The organism is Terrimonas pollutisoli (genome assembly GCF_029360765.1).
Lineage (GTDB): Bacteria > Bacteroidota > Bacteroidia > Chitinophagales > Chitinophagaceae > Terrimonas_B > Terrimonas_B pollutisoli.
In genome coordinates this window covers 1,047,570-1,068,811 of sequence record NZ_JARKNA010000001.1, presented here as the reverse complement: position 1 = coordinate 1,068,811, position 21,242 = coordinate 1,047,570, and the positions used below count along the sequence as shown (strand labels likewise).

Here is a 21,242-nt window from a genome sequence, read left to right as displayed (position 1 = left end):
TATATCTTTAAAGAGTTATGTTAATTCCGAACGTGTAAAGCTTAACTACCGGATAAACCAATCCGTTGCTCTGTGATATTTCGGGATCCATTTCAATATGTTTTACATTGTCGAACGTGAGCACATTTGTTCCACTTACATAAACTTTTACTCCGGAAAGATGTGCCCTGTTCACCAGCCTTTTTGGCAAATCGTACATCAACTCCAGGTTTCTGAGACGGAGATAAGTGATGTTACTAATCCAGAAATCACTATGTCTTGTATAGTTGATATGGTTGCCGGAACTTGTTCTGCGAATAGCAGGATATTTACCAGGAATCCATTCGCTGTTGGGATCAAACAGATCCGCCCTGTGCCAACGATCATTAAAAATATATTCAGGTGAATTATGAATAGCCTGGAATGGTATAGCCAATTCGAATATGCGGTAATAAGATTGCATGGTAGCGCCGGCCCAATCCGTAGTAAGACTAAAACCTTTATAGTTTACATTGGCTGTCAAGCCAAAGCTCATATAAGGTGTATTTCCACCAAAAGTGCTTCCATCTAAACCAGCATATCCAATGGGACGTTCGTCCAGGTTGCTGATAAGTCCATCACCATTTACATCTTTAAAAATCAGGTCGCCCGGCAGTTGTGTTCTATTCCCCTGGCCATCATTATTCACAGTATAGTTTTTTATCTGATCTATTGATTCGAACTGTCCTATAACCTGGTAGCCCCAATGAACATCCGCCCAACGATGGTCAGTCTGGTTTCTGTACTGATCCCATGAATTTCCAAATCTTGGTTTATATATATCTAAGATTTTGCGACGGGCCAGTGTAGCATTCGCACTAACCGAATAACGAATGGCTCCACTTCTATTGTTATAACTTATGATACCTTCAATGCCCTGCGTTCTTTCCGAATTTAGATTTTCATTCGGTAAACTATATCCTACTTCACTAGGCAGCAATACATCATATTTCGGTGCAGGAATACCGGCAAGCTCTCTAGAAAACACATCAAATTCTGCGGTCAGTTTATTATTAAAGAATCCAAGTTCAAGTCCTATATTTTTGGTAGTACTGGTGACCCAGGTAATATTAGTAATGGGTATTCCGCGTACATCCGTTCCTGTAACAAGGCCGCCGTCAAAAACATAATTGCCACTTCCAAAATCTCCACCGGGCAGATAGTCGAAGGCGCCAACGCCACGTTCCTGGCCGGTTCTGCCCCATGAAGCCCTGAGTTTCAAATTATTTATAATTCTGCCGAGTCTATCACCAAAAAATGACTCATCAGAAATTCTCCAGCCAGCAGTAACCCCCGGGAATAAACCCCATCTTTTCCCCGGCGGATAAATATGAGAGCCATCATAGCGGCCTAACAATTCAAGGAAATATCTTCCTTTGTAATCATAATTAAACCTTCCGATAACAGAACCACGTTTGATAATATTGTAACCATCTGTAAAACCATTTATGTCTAGTAATCTAAGCATAGGGCTATAATTAGTAGGAGGAATAGCATTAATACTTAAAGACTGATCAACAGCACTGGCATACTCATAGGCACCCATAGCTGATATTGAATGATCACCAACTGATGTTGCATAATTCAGTTGCAACTGCGCAAAAGTCTCTTTTATTTCCTGTCTGCTTTTATTACGTAAGGCAAGATTGAATGGTACCGGAACATAAGCATCCGTAGCAGGTTTATAGGAATAAAAGTTAAACGAATTACGATGCAGTTCATTCTTATTTTGCTTGTAATTATAAGAATAAGTAGCCTTGGCCGACAAGCCCAAGGGCAGGTCGATTGTTGCATAAAAAATGCTTGCAAAATTATTCCAGACATTATCCTGTTTGCCGATCACTTTTTTATCATATATCAAAGGATTCCGGGAAGGATTATTTACATCGGCATTAATGTAGTTCGGATTATCATTGGCATAAACATGTTCTGTAGGCCACATGGTTAATATGGCTAAAAACGGATTATCGTAGGTGTTAGCACCTGTGGTAGATGCAGGTTCGTGACGGGATTCAATACGTCCGCTTAATTGCGTACCTATTTTCACACCTTTAATTACTGTTCCCTCTACATTGGTTTGAAAATTCCAACGTTCAAAATTGTATTGCTTTAATATACCATCCTGGTTTAAGCCGCCGAGAGAAAAATAATAATTCATTTTATCGTTTCCTCCGCTGGCATTCAGGTTTACATATTTCTGCGGTGCATTTTTTTGAATGATAAAATCGCGATAGTTGGTGCTCTGAAATCCAGGTTCAGTTCCCTGTTTCCATTTTTCCAAATTTTCGGGTGTTATCGATATAGGCTTTCCTTCATTTTGTTCTGCTTCTGCCAGGGCCCGCACATAAGTATATGCGTTAGAAGCTGAAGGATAGCGGGTAACATTTTGCAGCTGGTAATACGTATTAATGTTTAATGAACCTTTTCCAGATTTACCTTTTTTAGTCGTCACAAGCACGACGCCGTTGGATGCACGGAAACCGTATAAAGAAGCGGCTGCATCTTTTAAAATGGAAATATTTTCAATATCCTCCATTGCTATATTATTGAACTGACCTTCGCTTTGCGGCACACCATCTATTACATATAAAGGACTGCCCAGGTTTCTGATTTGAATGGTAGTACCTGCACCCGGCCTGCCGGTTGTTTGCCTGGCAGTAACGCCTGGAATCTTTCCCACTAAAGCTGTAGAAGTAGTGGATGAAGGTGTCCGCATCAGATCAGAAGATTTTATAGAACTTACTGCTCCGGTAATACTTCCTTTTTTTTGCGTACCATAACCCACAACCACTACATCATTGAGTTGTAGGTTAGCGGCATGTAATTCAATATTAATAAGTGCCTGGTTGGATACCGCTACCTCCCGTGCAATAAAGCCAACATGGGAAAAAACTAATGTGCTGTTGGGATCGGTAGTGATAGTATAGTTTCCCTCGGTATCTGTTTGTGTATTATTATTCTTATTTTTTACACTTATGGTTACTCTTGTTAAAGCTTCATCACCGGAAGTAACTTTACCTTTTACCGTTATTTGCTGTGCTGAAGCATTCACGCAAACTGCCAGTAAAAAAATAAGTAAAAATGATTTGTTTTTTTTGGGCAGCCATTGAAGATATTTTTCTCTATCAGAGATGGCTACCCTTTTAAGCTTTTGAAACGTCATGGCAAGATCGTTTAGATTAGAAGTTAGTTGATATGGTCTTGAAAATATTGTTGAGGACTTCTCATAGGTGGGACTATAAAGCGCAGAACCGAACGGCAATAGCTAAATAACAAGCCATCTACCGGCATAACTTTATTTTTTACATTAATATTCATATAGCTGTTTTTAAAAAGCAAGTAATTCGTAAAGGCAATACATTCCCTATAGAACGATAAAGTCCTTTTGAAAAGCGATCGTTAAATAAAATGTTGATTGAAAAACTTATCAGATCATAAGTAATGATTGTGTGTTGAATAAAAATATTTATAGAATAAAACCTATAGGCATAGTATATCCGTTACCAAAAATTTGGTTTAAAAATTCAGCATACAAAATTTGAAATTTTCCTTAAACGAAAATATCCAGGTACATCACTTCATCAGAAACCGGCATAATGCCATGTTTTTGAACAGAATTAAAATACAGGCTGTCGCCACTATTTAATAAATACTCCGTTTCACCTACCTGCATCTTCATTTGTCCTTTGATTACATAAATAAACTCTTCTCCTTCGTGTGATAATTCATGGGGTATAACCTCACCTTTTTTCGCTACAAATAAAAAAGGCTGCATTTTCTTCTCGTGATAGGCTGAGGCATACGGATAAATAGAATACCCTTTATCCGTAGTCGTCAGATTTTCCTGTGCTTTTTGCCTGGTAGTGATTATCGCATTTACCCACCCGTCCTGTTCTAATAAACTGGAGATATTGGTACCTAATGCCTTTGCTATTTTTACCAAAGCCGCTACAGAAGGAACAGTTTTATTGTTTTCTATTTTCGAAATCATGCTTTTTGACAAGTCACTCGCTTCCGCAATTTCCTGCAGGGTTCGCTTTTGACTGATCCGAAGCATTTTTATCCGGTCTCCGATATTTAGCTTATTTATTTTCTCCTCAATTAAAAGTTCGTCCATGAAACTTAGTTTACTATTTTACCTCTTTGTTTACCATTATTCAACAAAGTTGAATGCTAATATACATAATTTCTTATACCGAAACATTTTTTCCAAAAATATTTAAGCCTTACAGGGTAAACAAGTAAAAATGATACATGCTGACACCAAAATAACAACGAGCTATTAATGTGCTCATATGTTTTAAGTTAATTCACTGGAACGGCAATTGCCTCATCAGAAAAATCTCTCCGTCACCGAACGGGTCAGAATAAACCAGTATTTCGTTGAGTCGTTGAAATAACGGATTTCTTTCAACCATTTCCCGTAGCGGACGAGATTCATCAACCACAACTTCTAACGCTCCCAACTTCATACTCCAAACGGATAAAAGACTATGCAATGCTGTTGACGCAAGATCCAATATCCAATAATCATATTTTCCATCAGTGGTGATTTCGTCCATTAGGTGCTTTCGATTAAGCATAGTAAATTCAGCTATCAACGACGATAGTTCGTTTGGAATATGAATACTTTCCAAGAGTTGAAACAGCCCGTTTGGATCGTTTCCACGAATGAGTTCCTGAAATTTTAGGAATATATTTTCGGCTTTTTCGCTTGTATCTTCAAATATGACGTATACAAGATTGGCAATAAAGCGATGAAACTTGTGATGATAAAATGCCTTGCTATTTTCATTTATAGCGGGTTCAAAAACGTATTCAAAATATTTACACGCCAACGCATATTTCTTATGGCGATATACGATTTGAACGTTGCCCGAATAATTCTCAAATAGTTCCCGAATTGCATTCTTGCCATTTTCACTTCTTACTAGATTTACTCCTTTCAACTCACCTTGTAAATAATATTTCTGTTTTAAATGCGCAATGAAACCGCCAGCGATATCTTCTTCTATATTCAAAGCGGAATAAACTAAATATGGCTGGTTTTCCTCCAGGAGATTATAGCCCGTATAACCGGATTCATCACAATAGATGGCCTTGGAATGCTAGGGCTTTAGTTAGATTTACCTACTCGATAGCAGCAAAAAAAAAATTTCCATCTGTGTGTGTGAAAATATATTTTAAATCAGGCCGGAGCCCCTCCGACCTGATTTTTATTTGTTTTTGTACTTCAGCACCTTACCTGGCTCCCAAAAGAAAGCGCTTAACGGTTTCACCGAATCGGCAGTAACAGCCCGTTGATCGAACATCTAATAATTAGCATCAATAAACCAGCAACGGAATTAATAAATGAATTTCCATTCATCAAACAAAAAATCCTCTCCAGTAAATACAAAATAGATGTCCCCTACTCCTTTATCTATTTTCCGTTTTATTTTCTTTGAGAGCGTAGTCCATTCCTTCTCATCACATATAAGGGAAACAAGAGGAGTACCTTTAAGATTATTTACATAAACATCAATTTTACCTTTTCCTTTCACCCTGGCTTCGAATTTGGCAGGAATCTGTTTGCTAAAATCGGCTCCCCGGACCATGATACATTGTTTATCTGCTTTCCCTTTAGCAACCATATTGCCCGGATTACCATCAGCCTCAAACTGGACTTGCCCCGAAGTGCCTGCAGTAGTTTCTGCTTGCTGAAGAACGAATGGGTTTAATGGGCTTAGTTGTGACGGACCTTTAAAAGTTGCTTTGCCCATGTGGATATTCACCTTCTCTTCATCCACCTGCATTTCTTCGATACCTACATTACGAAAACCACCCTTAGTGCCAAAATAATCCTGTAAATACATGGCATGGTAAGTAATATAATATTTCTCTTTAAACCTGAACAGGTGAGTATGATTGTTTGTATATGGCCCAATCTTATAGTCGCCAGTATTCTTAAAGTAATTATTGCGATACTTCCAACTATCCGGATTTAAGGGGGTTTTACTCGTCATATAAGAAATATTGCATTGGGTTGGTTTATCAATATTGCTGTAAGGCCATTCCGTGCGTGGCTTCCAACTCGTATTATAGGTATAAACCCAGGTTCCATTGATAAAATTAAGGTCGCTTGCCTCAAAAAAATAAGGAGCGGGTATCTTAGCAACTTCGCTTGCCAGACTAATCATATCTGCTCCTAACTTTACGATTCGGGAATTACCCGGCATATATTCTGTTTTAGGTGTTCCCCCTCCAAAAGTCAGCCAGCCTGTACCTTGGTCGTCAATAAGAACTCCGGGATCGAATGGAGCATCGACATCCACACCGGGGACAGAACGGTCGACTATGTTCTTTCCTAATGGGTCACTCCACGGGCCAACGGGAGAGGTGGAAGTAAGCACGGCTGAGCCACCACCACCATTGGAGTAATACAAATAGAAGTGCGTCTTACCATCTGCTTCCAGCCTGGATGTAATGGAAGGCGCCCAGGAATTCGTACTCCATGGTGCCAGCTTTGCTGTATTTATGAGGCCATGATAAGTCCAGTTGGCCATGTCATCGGAAGACATCATGACCAGTGTACGGATATGCTGGTATCCATTTTTTCCATCCTTTCCTACATTCTCATACTGTTGATGATCATTCGTGGCATACACATAAATTCTTCCATTGTATTCTACAGCTGTTGGGTCGGCTGTAAACATAAAATCTAACAGTGGATTTCCATTATTGGAGGTAAGCTTCGGCGAAACATTTGCGAATTTTTCTTCCAGTTTTTCATTAACCACTTTCAGTTTATGCGCATTAGTCTGCGCTTCTACATCTTTTTTATATCCCAAAAACGAGATAGCAAGTAGCGTACTTAACAACAATTTTTTTCTAAACATGATTTTTTATTTTATCTAAAAAACGAATACTCGTTAGGGGTTAATTTCAATTGATTAATTATCCTTTAAGCTACAGTGACAAAGAGATTAAACCTTCCCCGGGACTTGATAGGATGAATCATTTTGGAAAATCTTATTTATCGAACTTCCACCAGTTGAAATTGAACAGATCGCCTTGATTACCTTTAAAAACAAAGTACAGATCGTGAACACCCTTTGTCTTATTTACTTTAGCTGAAACGTTGGTCCAACTTTGCAAGCTTCCTGTGTTTTTCACCTCACAGGATCCCAATAATTCTCCGTTGCTACTATCTACATGTATTTCGATAAAACCACCTGAGGCAGATGCAACATTAGCCTGAAATGATCCTGCTCCTTTCTTAAAATCAACACTTCGTACTTTGATAAAATCGCCATTGCTGATTTCGGTTACATAAACTCCAACGCTGGTGCTGTGTTCGGTTTCAATTCCCTGCTCCCAGGCTATAGTTTCTGCTTCCTGGCGGATGAATGGATTTAAATATTCAGCAGGTTTTACACCTTTGGCTGTTGGCGTTATCCGCGGAATGCTCCCATCTTTATTATACTGGAACTCGTCCACACAAACGGAACGGGTAAAACCTCCGCCACCTGGCAATGCACCGTTATGGTAGAACAAATACGATTTGCCTTTATAATCGATCACACCCGGATGATTGGTAAAAGCGCCTACCTTGTCAATTATCCGCATAATGGTATCGCGGTAAATCCATGGCCCGGTGGCACTTGTGCTGGTTGAGTAAGCCAAATGTTCCGGAACACCTCCTGCAGCATAATGCATATAGTACAGGTTTTTGCGTTTGTAAAACCAAGGCCCTTCTTCGTATGCTGAAGGTCTTTTATCAACATCTTTATATCGTACATTAAACCCTTCTTTATTCAACGGCACCGTAACTATCTCGCCAGAATAAGAGATCATATCCTCGTTCAACTTTACGTACATGAGATAAGGGTTTCCCCAATAGAGATACGCCTGACCGTCGTCATCAATAAATACCGTGGGATCAATATCTCCCTTACCGCTGTGAGCCAGTGGTTTTCCAAGTGCATCTTTAAACGGACCGGCAGGGCTATCTGAAACAGCCACCCCGATTGACATTCCCAACGTTTCATGCGTCATAGGCACATACCAGTAAAACTTCCCATTCCTGGCGATGCATTGCCCGGCCCAGGCATCTTGCTTAGCCCAGCTAAACGTTTTAACCGATAGCGGCGAGCCCCGGTCTGTCCAGTTCACCATATCGGTAGACGAGAAACAGCGCCAGTCTTTCATCACAAACACAGTCGATTTATCTTCATCATGCCCGGTGTACAGGTAAACGGTGTCTTTGTATACCATCGGCGCCGGATCGGCTGTATAAATGGTTTGTATAACCGGGTTTTGAGCCTGTGCACCCGCTGCAGCAAAAAGGGCTGTTACCTGTAATATTATCTTTCTGATATTCATTGTTGTTCTAAATGTGTGTACGTGATACGTACGAAATTTCCTTACTAAATTTTCATCTGTGTTACATCTCCATCCAATAATAACGTAAACTGATAAGGCGTGTAGTTATGCTCTTCAAACATCAACCTGTCAGGTGTTGGATCTTATCATTGAATCGTATCCGTAATATGAAAGAAATCAAAAGCGGCGGCACCGCCGGTAATTTTAGTGGCGTAGTTAAACAACGCAAAACGATAGCCCATAAAATGTGGAAACGTGTAAGCCATCTTAAGCTGTGTGCCTAATGCCTTCCAGGTTTTTCCATCGGGGCTGTAAAAGAAATCAGCTACATCTTTTTTGTTGGTAAAATCGCATTCTGCTTTAAAGAAAATCGTGTTTTGTGCAAGCGGTATCGATTGAACTTCCTCCGGCTTGCCGGTGCTGGCATTGATCATTACGATTGACTTACTATCGCCGTCAACTCTTACAGCAATCAGTCCGAAGTTTTTATTTAAAAGCCCGAGGCCTGCGAAATCGCCGTCTTTCATTTTCGATACATCCAACGAAACAGAGCCGCTGCAAACCGGGCCAATAGTGCGCTGGGTCAGCGTATTTCTTGCAGACAGGAAACTGGTATCAACCCTTCCTGTTTTAAGCGTTAAATACCCTTTGCGTTCTGTTACTGACCATAAACTGTTATCGGGGTTATGATTCCACTGCCAAACCAGTGGCAGTGCGGGCTCTCCTTTTTTGCGCTTAAATTCATCTGAATTCACAATGCCCGGAGTAAGACCTTTGCCCGCAGGCAGATCGAGGGTTTGCGGAGCTTTTCCATCTATTCCCAACACGGGCCAGCCATCTTTCCATGTAACAGGAACGAGGTAAGGGATACGACCCACCGAGCCATAATCGCGGAACAAATAAGCGAACCATCTTCCATCGGGCATATCAACTAAACCACCCTGCGCAATGCCGGAATCCTGCAATGCCAAACGGCCTTCCCATGGTCCTGTAATTTTATCTGCCCTGTGAATAAGAACGGTACGCATGCCGCCAGGAGGCCAGCTGATGTTAAACAGGTAATACTTGCCCTTTACCTTAAACAACTGCGAACCTTCTGCGCACAGACCTCCTGTCTTCCCTTCCGGCATACTCGGGGCGGTGGCATTTTCAATAGCTACCTGGTTGATGCCCCCTTCCTTTACACCGGTTACATTTTCATTTAATTCTATCAGGTTAAGTTTACCGCAACCATAGATCATGTACACTTTTCCATCGTCATCAAAAAACAAGGAATGATCGCCATAACATGGTGGAAATGAAACGGACTTCCATGGGCCTTTCTCAATATTTTTTGTGGTGTAGATATGCGTTTTACCAGTGGTTGCTGCAAACGTAGTTACATAAAATGTGTTGTTATGATATCGGATGCTGCTGGCCCATGAACCAAGTCCATAAGTGTTCTTGCCATTGGTCAGATTTAGTTCGTCCATGTTGGCAAGGGTATCATAAGCATAGCTCACCACTTGCCAGTTTACGAGATCCTTAGATTTCATAATAGGCACACCGGGGCTCATATGCATGGTAGTACTGCTCATGTAGTAAGTATCGCCCACACGCATCATCGATATATCAGGCACATCAGCAAAAATGATCGGATTGGACGCATGTTGCGCATGAACATTATTTGAAAAAAACATGCAACTCAAAAGCGCAACGCGGGATAAAAAAAATTTGATCATTATATAAAAAATGAATGTTTGAGATAGCTGTTATTTTTATATGAAACAGGTTCTAAAAGAATTGGTGGATGCTTTATAGAACCTGTTTCACATCTGGATCTTTTATTTACCACCCGCAATAATGGCATCTAACATACGCTGGTCCTTTACCACATTATTAGCTCTGTCTAACATAAAACCTATCTCCCACCAGAATGGCACCAGACCATGCACTTTAGCCTGTTTGGTCACATAATATGACCAGTAATCCACAGACTTGTTGTGCATCAACGTATCCATAGGAACAGGCTTGCCGAGGCCGGCAGTCCGCCTCCAGGTTGCATATTCACCCAGCATCACAGGAATACCTTTATCAACAAACTTCTGTTTCATTTTTTGGAATTCTTCAAGGATCTCATCCTCTTCTCCATAGGTGGCGTTGCGGTCTGGCTCAATAGTAGAATGATTCCCTTTCCCCCAATAGTAAATCATGTTGCCCCAACTTACATCTCCATCCGTTACTATCGTAAATGTAGCGGGCGTATAATTATGTATCTCAACCATCAATTTGTTAGGAACATTGTCTGTTGGCAGCGTATTCATCAGGTCATAAGTTAAAGCACCGTTAGTTCTAGGCCCTTGTACAACAAGCACCCGGTTACTGTTCCTGCCTCCGGTAGAGCGAACTGCATTAACAAATGTCTGGTGGTAGCTATCGAGTATGGCCATCTGCTCGGCATTATCAGCCGGAGGTTCATTTGCGCCGGCAAATATAAGATGCTCATCAAAATCACGCATGGTGGTAGCAATCTGTTCCCAAAGCGCCTTTTGCATTGCATTAACGGAATCTTTCTTTGCCAAATTGATATTGTGATCCAGCCAGCCCAAATCCGCATGAGCATTCAGCATCACATACATATCATTAGCCACACACCATCCAACTACTTCTTTCACCCGGTTAAGCCACACAGGGTCAATTTTCGCTTTTGCCGGATCGCTTAAATGAGTCCAAACCCAGTTACAGGGAATCCGTACAGCATTGAAACCTGTTTGTTTTACAAATTTCACATACGATTCGGTCATTTTACTATTCTGCCAGTCGCCTTCGGCTGGGGATTCCATGGTATTGCCAAAATTTATTCCCAAATGCATTTTTGCCGCCAGTTGCACAGCTGTGCTACTCATGCCGGTTGCATCGGGTGCTTTGGGGCTTGTGTTATAAGACGGGTAGATAGTAGGCGGTTGAGTAACCTTTACCCGCCTGTTCTGGCCGTTTGATGAGCTAATATCTAAATAGCCTGAGCGGCTCGCTCCTGTACCGTTTTCGCTTAAGGTTTTTATCTGAATGGTGGCGCTGCCGCTGCTGCCCGTTTTTTTATCTATTTGCAACCACGAAGAAAGGGGGTTATTGACACTCCACGCTGCGTTAGATGATATTGTTATTTCGGATGCCCCCCCTTCGGCTGGAAAAGTAATTGCACTTGGAGAAACTGATAGTTCAGCGGCAACTTCATTCTTTTTTTTACAGGATATAAGCGATAATATCGCCATAAGAAATCCTAAAATAATAGGGGTACGTTTGATATGATTCATTTTGAAAATTCTATTTTTTATTGTTTAATAATAGCTTTTGTTAAGCAGAAATTCAATGCTCATTGGTAATCGGGTCTATGTTGTTTTTTTGCTTAGTCTTTTTTAAAGAACAGCCTGTGGAAACAGGCCGTTCTAACGATTACTAACGCCTTGCGCTATATTGTAACTTATTTTATTTTTACAACTCTGAAATTATCAAAGCCACCATAAAAGCCAGCAGAAGTAGCTGATGCGGCGTAATTTTTAATTGTTACATTGAGACCAGTTTTACCGGGGGCGGCGCCTAATAAATTTGAGAGCGAAGTAACGGGAGCTCCCCTTCCTTCACCAAGTGTAAGATCGGCTTTCAGGAACCTGGATAGCGGGATAGTAACAGTTCTCCAACCTTTGGTAGTAAATGCCGATGTAGCTGTTGAAGAAGTTTTCCAGGGCTCGTACAGTGCTATATAAGAATCCGTGAAACCAGTTTTAATACGTAGTGATCCACCGCTCCAGGAATTGGGAATATTCATTTCAAATTTCAAAGCCCAATTACCAACCGTGTCATTTAAATTAGCAGCAGGCATCCACAATGCATCCCCAAGGGGTATATGGCTATTACTTGCACCAGCAGCCAGAGGGCCATCTTTTATAGAAATGAACATGCCTGTGTTACCGGTCATTTCAGGGCAATCTGATATCCATCCCCCGTTGCTCACTACAGAAAGCCTGGATCCACCCCACCATTGCCATCCAAAGGCATCTCCCCATTCAAAATTTCCTAATATGCCTGTAGTGGCACCACCAGCCCACTTAACATTATACATATTATAAACATCATAAACAGTAGTAACAGTACCATAGTCTGTTGTAATAGATGCTGGCCCTGATTGAGATAAAGAAGGTAATTTAAAGCCAACAAAACTTCCATCTGGAGAAGTTACAAAAGAAGTGATAGTAACACCTGAAAAAGTGAATGTTTGAATAGTTTTCAAATAAGTACCATACACATAAACAGAATCGTCAGTATTGGCATTTTCGTTGGAGATACCAGTAATTGTAGGTGTAGCCACTATTTTAAATGTATCCCTGCCACCTTTTGTAATTAACAATACCTGGTCGGTAGGTGTTTGCGCCGGCATAAGAAAACCAAGTGCGGTACCATCAAGGTTTGATACTGTTTTTGCAATGGCGTTTCCCGCATAATTAAGGCTTTCAACCAACACTAAATTGGTTCCATATAAAAAAACAGAATCACCCGGGTTGGCGAACACGTTGGATATTGCCGAAATAACCGGTACGCCTGGCCCGAGTTTAAATGAAAACGTAGTTGTACCCGCCGTTGTAGTATATTCTATCGTATAGAGCTTGCTGGTATCAATTGTTGAAAACTGCATGGGCGGTATTTGCACTACTGCACTGTTATGAGAAAACAAAGTGCCGTTAAAAGAAGTAGCTACACCATTAAATTTTATTTCAATCGCATTTTTCAAATGCTGACCTGTAATAACCACCCACTGACCATCTGCTACAAGGCTATGAAGCGCTGTGTCATTTGGAGAGGCGACATATTCAACAACTCCGGTAATTACAGGATTTTGCTCTATGTTCTTTTTACAGGCAGACATTACCAGTATCAACGCCATCGTTATACTGAAAAATAGAAAGCCAGCATTTATTTTATGTATTTTTTTCATACTCATTTATTTTAAATTCTTATTTTATTAAGAACAATTAATTAATAATACGTTACTGGTGCATCAGCCAATTTGGGATTTGCTGTTAACTCCGCCGCTGGTATTTGTAATGTAAATGAGCTCGCTGTTGCCGGAAGCACAGGCACAACAGGACCATTGGCATCTGGTGTAGCAACTCCGTTAGCATAATCGAAAAAAGCACGGTTTTGCGCATTTATAATAGACAACGCTTTTGCCGGCTTCCAATAAAAAAGCCTTACCATATCCCCCCAATATTGTCCTTCAAAAGCCAATTCAATTCTTCTTTCGCTAATAAGCTCATCAAGCGTTATGGTTGAAAGAGGGTCAAGCCCTGCCCTGGTACGCACCTGGTTGTAATACAACAAGGCATCGGGATCTGAAGTGGATGTATTGCTTCCCATAATTGCTTCGGCATATATCATATACACATCGGCTAACCTTAACGCAGCATCATGTTCAGGTGATGACCATAAATCCATAAGCGGCGAACTGTTATCTACTTCGTTGCCAATAATGTGTTTTTTCATACTTGATCCGGTAGCCTTGTAACCACCATTTGCTGCATCCAATTCAGGAAAGTAATCGCCGTTAACCATAAAGGTGGCTTTTCGTCTTACAGTATCTTTATCGGAATACAATAAATACAAGTCGTAAGTAGGTTTCATAGAAGCCCATCCTCCAACTTTTTTGGGCATAATAGCAACGGTTGGAGCATAATTATTGAACGAATTACCACCACCGTACCCGACGCCTGCCTGCCATTGAAAAGCAAATAAGACTTCCGGAACATTGTTATTTTGTGCTTTAAAAAGGTCATAATAATTTGGGAATAATGTCCTGCCACTATTTTTGCACACATTTCCCGCATATTTTTTGGCACTGTCCAGGTAAGCCTGGTTGCGTGTATCATTTCCCCCTAAACCCGCCATAGTTAAATATACTTTGCTCAACATACCTTGTGCCGACCAGGTGGTTGCTCTGCCGGCAACATCAGTAGCCGGTAAATTTTGTACTGCATAAGTAAGATCGTTTGTTACAAATTTGTACACATCCGGTACTATGATGCGGTTCAGCAGGGGGTTATCAATCAGCTTGCTGTTGTCTTCCAAAATAGGTACGGCACCCCAATGCAAAACCAAATTAAAATAAGCATAGCCCCGCATAAACCTTGCTTCAGCTATCGCCGCGTTTTTATCTGTTGCAGGAACCGTAGCGGGGGCATATTGTTGTATGCCGAGAATAGTACTGTTGCATTGGCCAATAAGGATGTATAATCCTGCCCATGCATCTCTCACAAAACTGTTAGAAGCCGAAAGGTTTACTGCGAAAAGTTCATTATTATCAGTACCCTGGTATTGACCAGTAGTTCCATTTCCACTTAAAACATCGCCAAATTGCAAAACGCCATTATGATGCCACTGCCAAACGGAAGGCCCTCCGTAAAGGCTGGCAGTAGCCAATCTTATTTCTTTAGTAGATTGATAAAAATTATTGGAAGCAATTTGAGATTGCGAAGGGCGGTCGAGAAAACTCTTTTTACATCCGGCTACTGCCACCAGCAATAGCAAAGGGATGAATAGTTTATTGATTGATTTCATGTGTATATTTTTTTATTTTTTTTGGCCACATGGAATTCGCCGCAAATATTCATTATGAGTTGGCAAATCCTTTTTATGGCTCATTTCATAAAAAATTAATCGTTTTTTTTACTTTGTTAATTTAACATTTACACCAAAAGTGAATACCCTCGACTGAGGATAATACCCCCCATCATAACCAGCCTCCAATGGATTCCAGGAACCAACTTCAGGATCCATACCTGTGTATTTTGTGATTGTAAATGCGTTGGATACATTAGCATATACCCTAAGAGAATAGATATGCGCTTTCGCCAATATATTTTGAGGCAAATTGTATCCTATGGTAATGTTTTTACAACGGATAAATGAAGCGTCTTCTAAAAACAAATTTGAAAAGCGCCCATTTTCATTTGTATTGTCATTTCGCAGGCTTACAATGGTAGTATTGGGGTTGGTAACATATACATTATTTACATCATTCCTGTCACCAGCATGGTCAATTAAATCAGTTTTAGCGTAGTTTAATATCCCTGTAAAATAGTTGGTATTATTTAAAGGGTTCGTTTGGTTAACCGGCAATTGATTATACACTTTGTTGCCAACGTTTCCACTAAAGAAAATGTTCAAATCAAAGCCTTTATAATTAAATGAGTTATTGAACCCAAACTGGAATCTGGGAAGTGGTGAACCTAAAAAGGTTTGGTCTCTTGTATCAATAATGCCATCGCCATTTAAGTCTTTAAACATACGGTCGCCATACCATATACCACCACCTGCATTTGCAATTGGACGGGGATTTCCTGATTGGTCGGCTGGCAAAGCATGGTTTTTAAAATCATCGGCAGTAGCAAAAACACCATCATAAATGTAACCGTAAAATGACCCAATAGACCTGCCTACCACAGTTTTTGAGTTTCTCGAAACAAGGCTGGCATCGTCGCCGCCAGACCCTAAATACACTACTTTATTAATATTACGCGATACGGTGATATCAGTTTTCCATGAGAAATTTTTGTTTCTGATATTGGTCGTTCCCACCCTGATGTCAATTCCTTTATTGCTCATAGAGCCAACATTTACATAAGGGGCCTGCATGGCGCCTGGCGACCACGCGGCAGTAGTACCGGAATACGCTGGAAGTGGTACTTTTAATAATAGCCCATCGGTCTTACGATCGTAAACATCTATTGAAAAATTTAACCTCCAGTTAAAGAATGCACCATCTAATCCAATATTGCCATTTTTCGTTTGTTCCCATTTTACATTGGGATTGGGCAAATTGGATTGCCACTGTGCTGTACCAGACAAACCATTAGCAATCGTACTAAGCTGTGTAACATAGGTGTTAGCAGGAATATTCTGATTATTGGTTAAACCATAGCCAAGGCGCAACTTTAATTCATTAATGGGTTTTACATTTTGCAAAAACTTCTCGTTGTTTATTTTCCAGGCAAATGCACCGGAAGTGGAAGCTGCCCATCTTTTATCCGTTGGAAATTTATCGGAACCATCGTTACGCAGGTTAAATGTAAACAAGTATTTATCTACCCAATTAAAGTTAATACGTCCAAAATAAGATTCTGAGGCACCATCACCATAACCACCATTATTTCTTGCAGTAGAAGGATCGCCGCTGGAAATAGATTGCACATTACCAGAAGGGAAATCTGACCGGCTGGCAAAAACATTTGCCGATTTACTCATATTACTCTCGTGTCCTAATAATACGTTTAGATTGTTCTTACCAAAAGATTTATTATAGGTAAGATAATTTCGTATGATGGTATAAATATTTTGTCCGGAGCTATACGAAGATATAGTTGGATCAGGAGTAGTGTATTTTCCAAAAGTAGTTTGAGGCCGAAAGCCTTCATTTGAAAAAAAATCAAAATTGCCGGAAACCTCGTTTCTCAACGATAACTCTTTAGTAAAGTTTATTTCGGCATAGGCATTACCAAATATCTGATACCGGTAATTCATATTTTTATTAATAAGCGCCATAGCAACCGGGTTTACCACGGGCTGCACCCATCCGGAATTATTAGTAACGCCCCCCCAGGTACCATCAACATTTTTTACAGGAATATCAGGGGTTAACCATAAAGCACTGCTAATAACCCCTGCACTGGAGCTATTTACATTTTCAACAACATTCGCTAATTGAAGGCTTGTACCTATTTTTAGCCAAATGGTTGTTTTATTGTCCAAATTCAACCGAACAGAATATCGCTTAAATCTGGAGCCAAGCGCAATACCATCCTGGTCAAAATATCCCAGGGAAAATAAGTATTGAGTTCTGGCATCACCGCCGTTTATTGCAAGCGAATGATTTTGCATGGGTGCAGTGCGGAACAATTCATTTTGCCAATCGGTGCCTGTGCCCAAATATTTTGGGTTGGCAAATTCAGGCCTTTCATCAAAAGTCCACACAGCTGCTCTGTCGTTAATGAATGACGCAAGCTGTTGCAAATTAACAGTTGGAAGCTTTTTAGGTAGCTTCTGATACCCATAATATCCGTCATACGATATCTGAGGAGGTGCTACGCTGCCTCTTTTAGTAGTAATTACTATAACGCCATTGGTTGCCTGCGAGCCATAAATGGCAGTGGCAGAAGCATCCTTTAATACGTCGATAGATTCAATTTCGGAAGGGTTAATGGCGTTGAGTGGGTTTGCGCCATTTCCAGGATCGTTTGTTGGCGGAATAATAACACCGTCAATAACATACAATGGCGAATTAGAGCCACTGATGGAAGATACACCGTGTACTTGAATAGATACACCGCCACCGGGTTGCCCGGAAATCTGCTGCACCACTACACCCGCCACTTTTCCCTGCAAAGCCTGGTCGAATGTTGTAGGTGATGTTTTGCGGAGCTCGGCACCGGAAACAGAGGATATACCGCCGGTAAGATCTTTCCGCTTCGATTTACCATAGCCAATCACAACCACGTCATCCAGTTGTACAGCATTTTCTGTAAGCTTAATTTCAATTGTACTGCTTTTAACTACAACCTGGGTTTTCTGAAAACCGACCATTGTAATAATCAGTACATCTCCTTTTGATGCTTCGATGCTAAACTTGCCATCGTCACCAACAGTTGTAGAGCGATTGGTGTTTTTTACGGTAATCGTTGCTCCCGATGCCGGGGCGGAAGTACGTTGATTGATAACTGTACCGCTAATTTTTGTTGTTTGTGCGAAAGTGTTTGTGCAGATAAGGAATACCGGCATAATACTCCATAGTAGCAATAATCGCAAGCGAATCGTTTTGGTTGATTTCATGTTTAAATGTTTGACTTAACTAAATTTTTATAAGCAGTTTCTTTCCGTGGTAGGAAATTTCTTTGTCACAGTTTGCATTAAAATCTAATCGCTTTGTTTTACCTGACGTGATGATATTGATCCGAAAAGTTCTGTTTTCCAGCATACCATTGAATGATCCTTTTCGATCACCAATCGTAATTGCTTTTGTTGCTTCGTTATATTTTATTGGAATGACAGAAAAAGCGCCTTTTTCATAATTATAATTTGTTCCTTCATCTTCATATAAATTGAATGAAGCATCAGCGCCGGAATAAATATTCAGGGTGATGGTATCAGCCGGTTTTTCGGATGTGTATTGTAAATCGGGGCCAAAAGGAATGATGGAACCTGCTTTTACAAAAACAGGCATACGTTCATACGGAGCATCAGCGATAATTCTTTGTCCCCCTTTGTACCATTTGCCTGAATAGAGATCATACCATCCTGCAGACTTTGGCAGATACACTTCACGGCTTGTCTTTTTGTATTCGCAAACAGGATTGATCAGCAAGGAAGGGCCGAACATGTATTGATCTGCAATGTTCAACACTGCTGTATCCTTTGCAAAGTCCATTGCCAGTCCCCGCATGATGGTAGAATTATCATGATAGGCTGCACCGGCCAGTGAATAGATATAAGGAAGTAACCGATACCTCAGTTTATTATAGTAAAGAAAACTTTTGTAGGCGGCATGATCATCGGTCGCGATGTTGAATATTTCCCGGTAAGGGAATTGTCCATGCGAACGGAACAAAGGAACAAATGCACCAAACTGGTACCAGCGGGTGTTCAGCTCTCTCCATTCTTTCAAACTTTCAGCATCGGGTCTTTCAAATTTTTCAGGAACCACAAAGCCTCCGATATCCATTGTCCAATAAGGAAGGCCTGACATGGAGAAGTTTACTCCGGCAGAAATTTGATTCTTCATGTCTTGCCAGGTAGAACCAATATCACCACTCCATATTGCAGCAGCATAACGTTGCGAACCGGCAAAGCCTGAACGTGTCAAAAGAAAAACTCTTTTATCGGGATCGATAGATCGCTGACCTTCATAAATTCCTTTTGCATTTTGTAATGGATAAGCATTCAAATATTCCGCTGCACTGCCTAATGCAGTTGGCGACATTTGAAGCTTTCTTTTTTCCGGATCTACATTGGAAAGAATATCCGGCTCACTTGCATCCATCCACCAGGCATCAATCCCCTTGCTGTATATTTTTTTGCTGATCAGATCCCAGAAACCTTTTCTCGCATTTTCATTAAAGGCATCGTAAAAAGTGGAGACATAACCTTTGCCGATCCAGTCTCTCTGGCGGTCTGCAATGTTCTTTTTATAGAGCCATCCTTTTTTATCAAATTCATTGTATGCTGAAATTCCCTCATAAAATTTTGGCCACACCGAGATCATGATCTGCGTATTGTATTTTTTGTGCAATACATCGATCATGCTATCCGGAGAAGGAAAACGTGTTTCATCAAAATCCTGGTTGCCCCATTCTGCTTCTTTCCAATAGCTCCAGTCCAGGACTATATTGTCTATTGGAATTTTTCTTTTTCTGAACTCGTCCACAGTAGCAAGAATTTCATGCTGCGTTTTATATCGCTCACGGCTTTGCCAAAAACCCAATGCCCATTTTGGAACAATCGGCGCTTTGCCTGTCAGCGTTCTGTAACCCGAGATCACTTCATCCATGTTATTACCATAGATAAAATAGTAATCAACCTGCTGGCCGGCTTCTGATGAAAAACTAAAGCTGTTCAGTTGTTCATCACTCAACGGTTCCTGCCATTTCAAAGAAATATAGGATTCGCCGCCTTCAGGTATCCATTCAATTTTGATAGTTGTTTTTCCATCTTTTTTTAAATGGAAAGGGATCAATGCAGGCGCAGGGTTCCATGCTTTTCGCCAGTGATCCAATACCAATTTTCCATCCAGCCAAACTTTTAGCGACCCGCCGAACACGAACCGCAACTGATGAAGTCCTGAAAGATGGCTGGCAAGACTGCCCTCCCATGTTACCATTCCGTTTTCAGGCCTAAACTCCTGGGGTAGTTTAATTTTTGATTCACCCAGGAACTCCATATCAATGGCTGTTTCCGCTCTTTCAGTAATGATGTCCCGGGGTTTTTGTTTGTCGTTGGCATAAGAAGCCGTAAGCCAACCAGCTTCGCCATTTTTTGAAAAAAGCTGAAATGAAGAGAGTGGATGAAGTGGCCTTGTATCACCCACTTTGGTAAGTGAATAATTGTCCCAAAGGATGCCATAATTTTTACTGGAGACAAGGAATGGAATCGCCACTTCTGTGTTGTTCTGAAAGAAGCTGACTTGTTGACCACGATAATTCAAAACCCCATCCTGGTGCTGGCCGAGCCCATACCAGGCATCATCAGAAGTTGTTTGAAACGTTTGCGTAAGATTGTAATAACGTTTACCATCAAATACGGCGGGCTGAAAACTGCGTCCTGCAATTGGTTTTTCATCTACTATTTTTTTGCCATTTGTATCCCAAAAAGAAACCGCTCCTGTTTTGAGATGGATAATAGCAGTAAGCGTCTTTGTTTTTAAAGTCAGCCTATCTTTTGAAGGAATAACATTCCAAATGATATCAGACCTTTTATTGTAGACGACGACTAAACTTTCAGTAGAATCAATTTTTTTGCCGGGTGCAGCAGTTACTCTTATAATATTATCTGACACCACTTCAAGTTTAACAGCATTGGAAGTACCAGTAAAAACTGGGTCAGTAAAAACAATAACGCCGTCTTTTGTTTGAATGTACGATGGTGGTTCTGCCAATAAGTCATTAAAAACACAGGCAAACAGGAGGCAAAGCAGCAGCAGTCGTTTTTTCATATAAAGCAATCTTTCACTTGAAAGAATGCTGTAAAACTACCTCTGAAACACTTGAGTCAGGAGGACAGAGGGTGCAGATTAGGGGTGTACACGGTGCAAATAAGTGATTTTCAGTGTAGGCTGAAAGAAG

At 40.7% G+C, this 21,242-nt stretch carries 11 protein-coding genes; all 11 read right to left on the bottom strand.

Features of this window, described 5'->3' with window-relative positions:
* Nucleotides 1–7: 7 nt before the first annotated feature.
* Nucleotides 8–3,181, bottom strand: coding sequence for a SusC/RagA family TonB-linked outer membrane protein (locus P2W73_RS04075; protein ID WP_276500708.1), 3,174 nt, complete (start codon nt 3,179–3,181; stop codon nt 8–10).
* Between the two features lie 387 nt (nt 3,182–3,568).
* Entirely contained in the window at nt 3,569–4,135 is a 567-nt protein-coding gene (locus P2W73_RS04070) for a helix-turn-helix domain-containing protein (RefSeq protein WP_276500707.1), read from the bottom strand.
* Nucleotides 4,136–4,328: 193 nt separating this feature from the next.
* The gene (locus tag P2W73_RS04065; protein WP_338116858.1) at nt 4,329–5,114 is read right to left on the bottom strand and encodes a DUF3800 domain-containing protein; all 786 of its coding nucleotides are present in this window, start codon (nt 5,112–5,114) and stop codon (nt 4,329–4,331) included.
* A gap of 249 nt (nt 5,115–5,363) precedes the next feature.
* Entirely contained in the window at nt 5,364–6,896 is a 1,533-nt protein-coding gene (locus P2W73_RS04060) for a glycoside hydrolase family 43 protein (RefSeq protein WP_276500705.1), read from the bottom strand.
* Nucleotides 6,897–7,029: 133 nt separating this feature from the next.
* Nucleotides 7,030–8,382, bottom strand: a complete 1,353-nt coding sequence (locus P2W73_RS04055) for a glycoside hydrolase family 43 protein (RefSeq protein ID WP_276500704.1) — start codon at nt 8,380–8,382, stop codon at nt 7,030–7,032.
* Nucleotides 8,383–8,528: 146 nt separating this feature from the next.
* On the bottom strand, nt 8,529–10,103 hold the full coding sequence (locus tag P2W73_RS04050; RefSeq protein ID WP_276500703.1) for a glycoside hydrolase family 43 protein: 1,575 nt from the start codon (nt 10,101–10,103) through the stop codon (nt 8,529–8,531).
* Between the two features lie 102 nt (nt 10,104–10,205).
* A complete protein-coding gene (locus P2W73_RS04045) occupies nt 10,206–11,675 on the bottom strand; it encodes a cellulase family glycosylhydrolase (protein ID WP_276500702.1) in 1,470 nt (489 codons plus the stop codon).
* A 167-nt stretch (nt 11,676–11,842) separates the two neighbouring features.
* Entirely contained in the window at nt 11,843–13,351 is a 1,509-nt protein-coding gene (locus tag P2W73_RS04040) for a glycan-binding surface protein (protein WP_276500701.1), read from the bottom strand.
* A 41-nt stretch (nt 13,352–13,392) separates the two neighbouring features.
* Nucleotides 13,393–14,970: a RagB/SusD family nutrient uptake outer membrane protein gene (locus P2W73_RS04035; protein WP_276500700.1), complete on the bottom strand. Its 1,578-nt coding sequence runs from the start codon at nt 14,968–14,970 to the stop codon at nt 13,393–13,395.
* A 108-nt stretch (nt 14,971–15,078) separates the two neighbouring features.
* The gene (locus tag P2W73_RS04030; protein WP_276500699.1) at nt 15,079–18,237 is read right to left on the bottom strand and encodes a SusC/RagA family TonB-linked outer membrane protein; all 3,159 of its coding nucleotides are present in this window, start codon (nt 18,235–18,237) and stop codon (nt 15,079–15,081) included.
* Between the two features lie 19 nt (nt 18,238–18,256).
* Nucleotides 18,257–21,112, bottom strand: a complete 2,856-nt coding sequence (locus tag P2W73_RS04025) for a TIM-barrel domain-containing protein (RefSeq protein WP_276500698.1) — start codon at nt 21,110–21,112, stop codon at nt 18,257–18,259.
* Between the last annotated feature and the right edge of the window lie 130 nt (nt 21,113–21,242).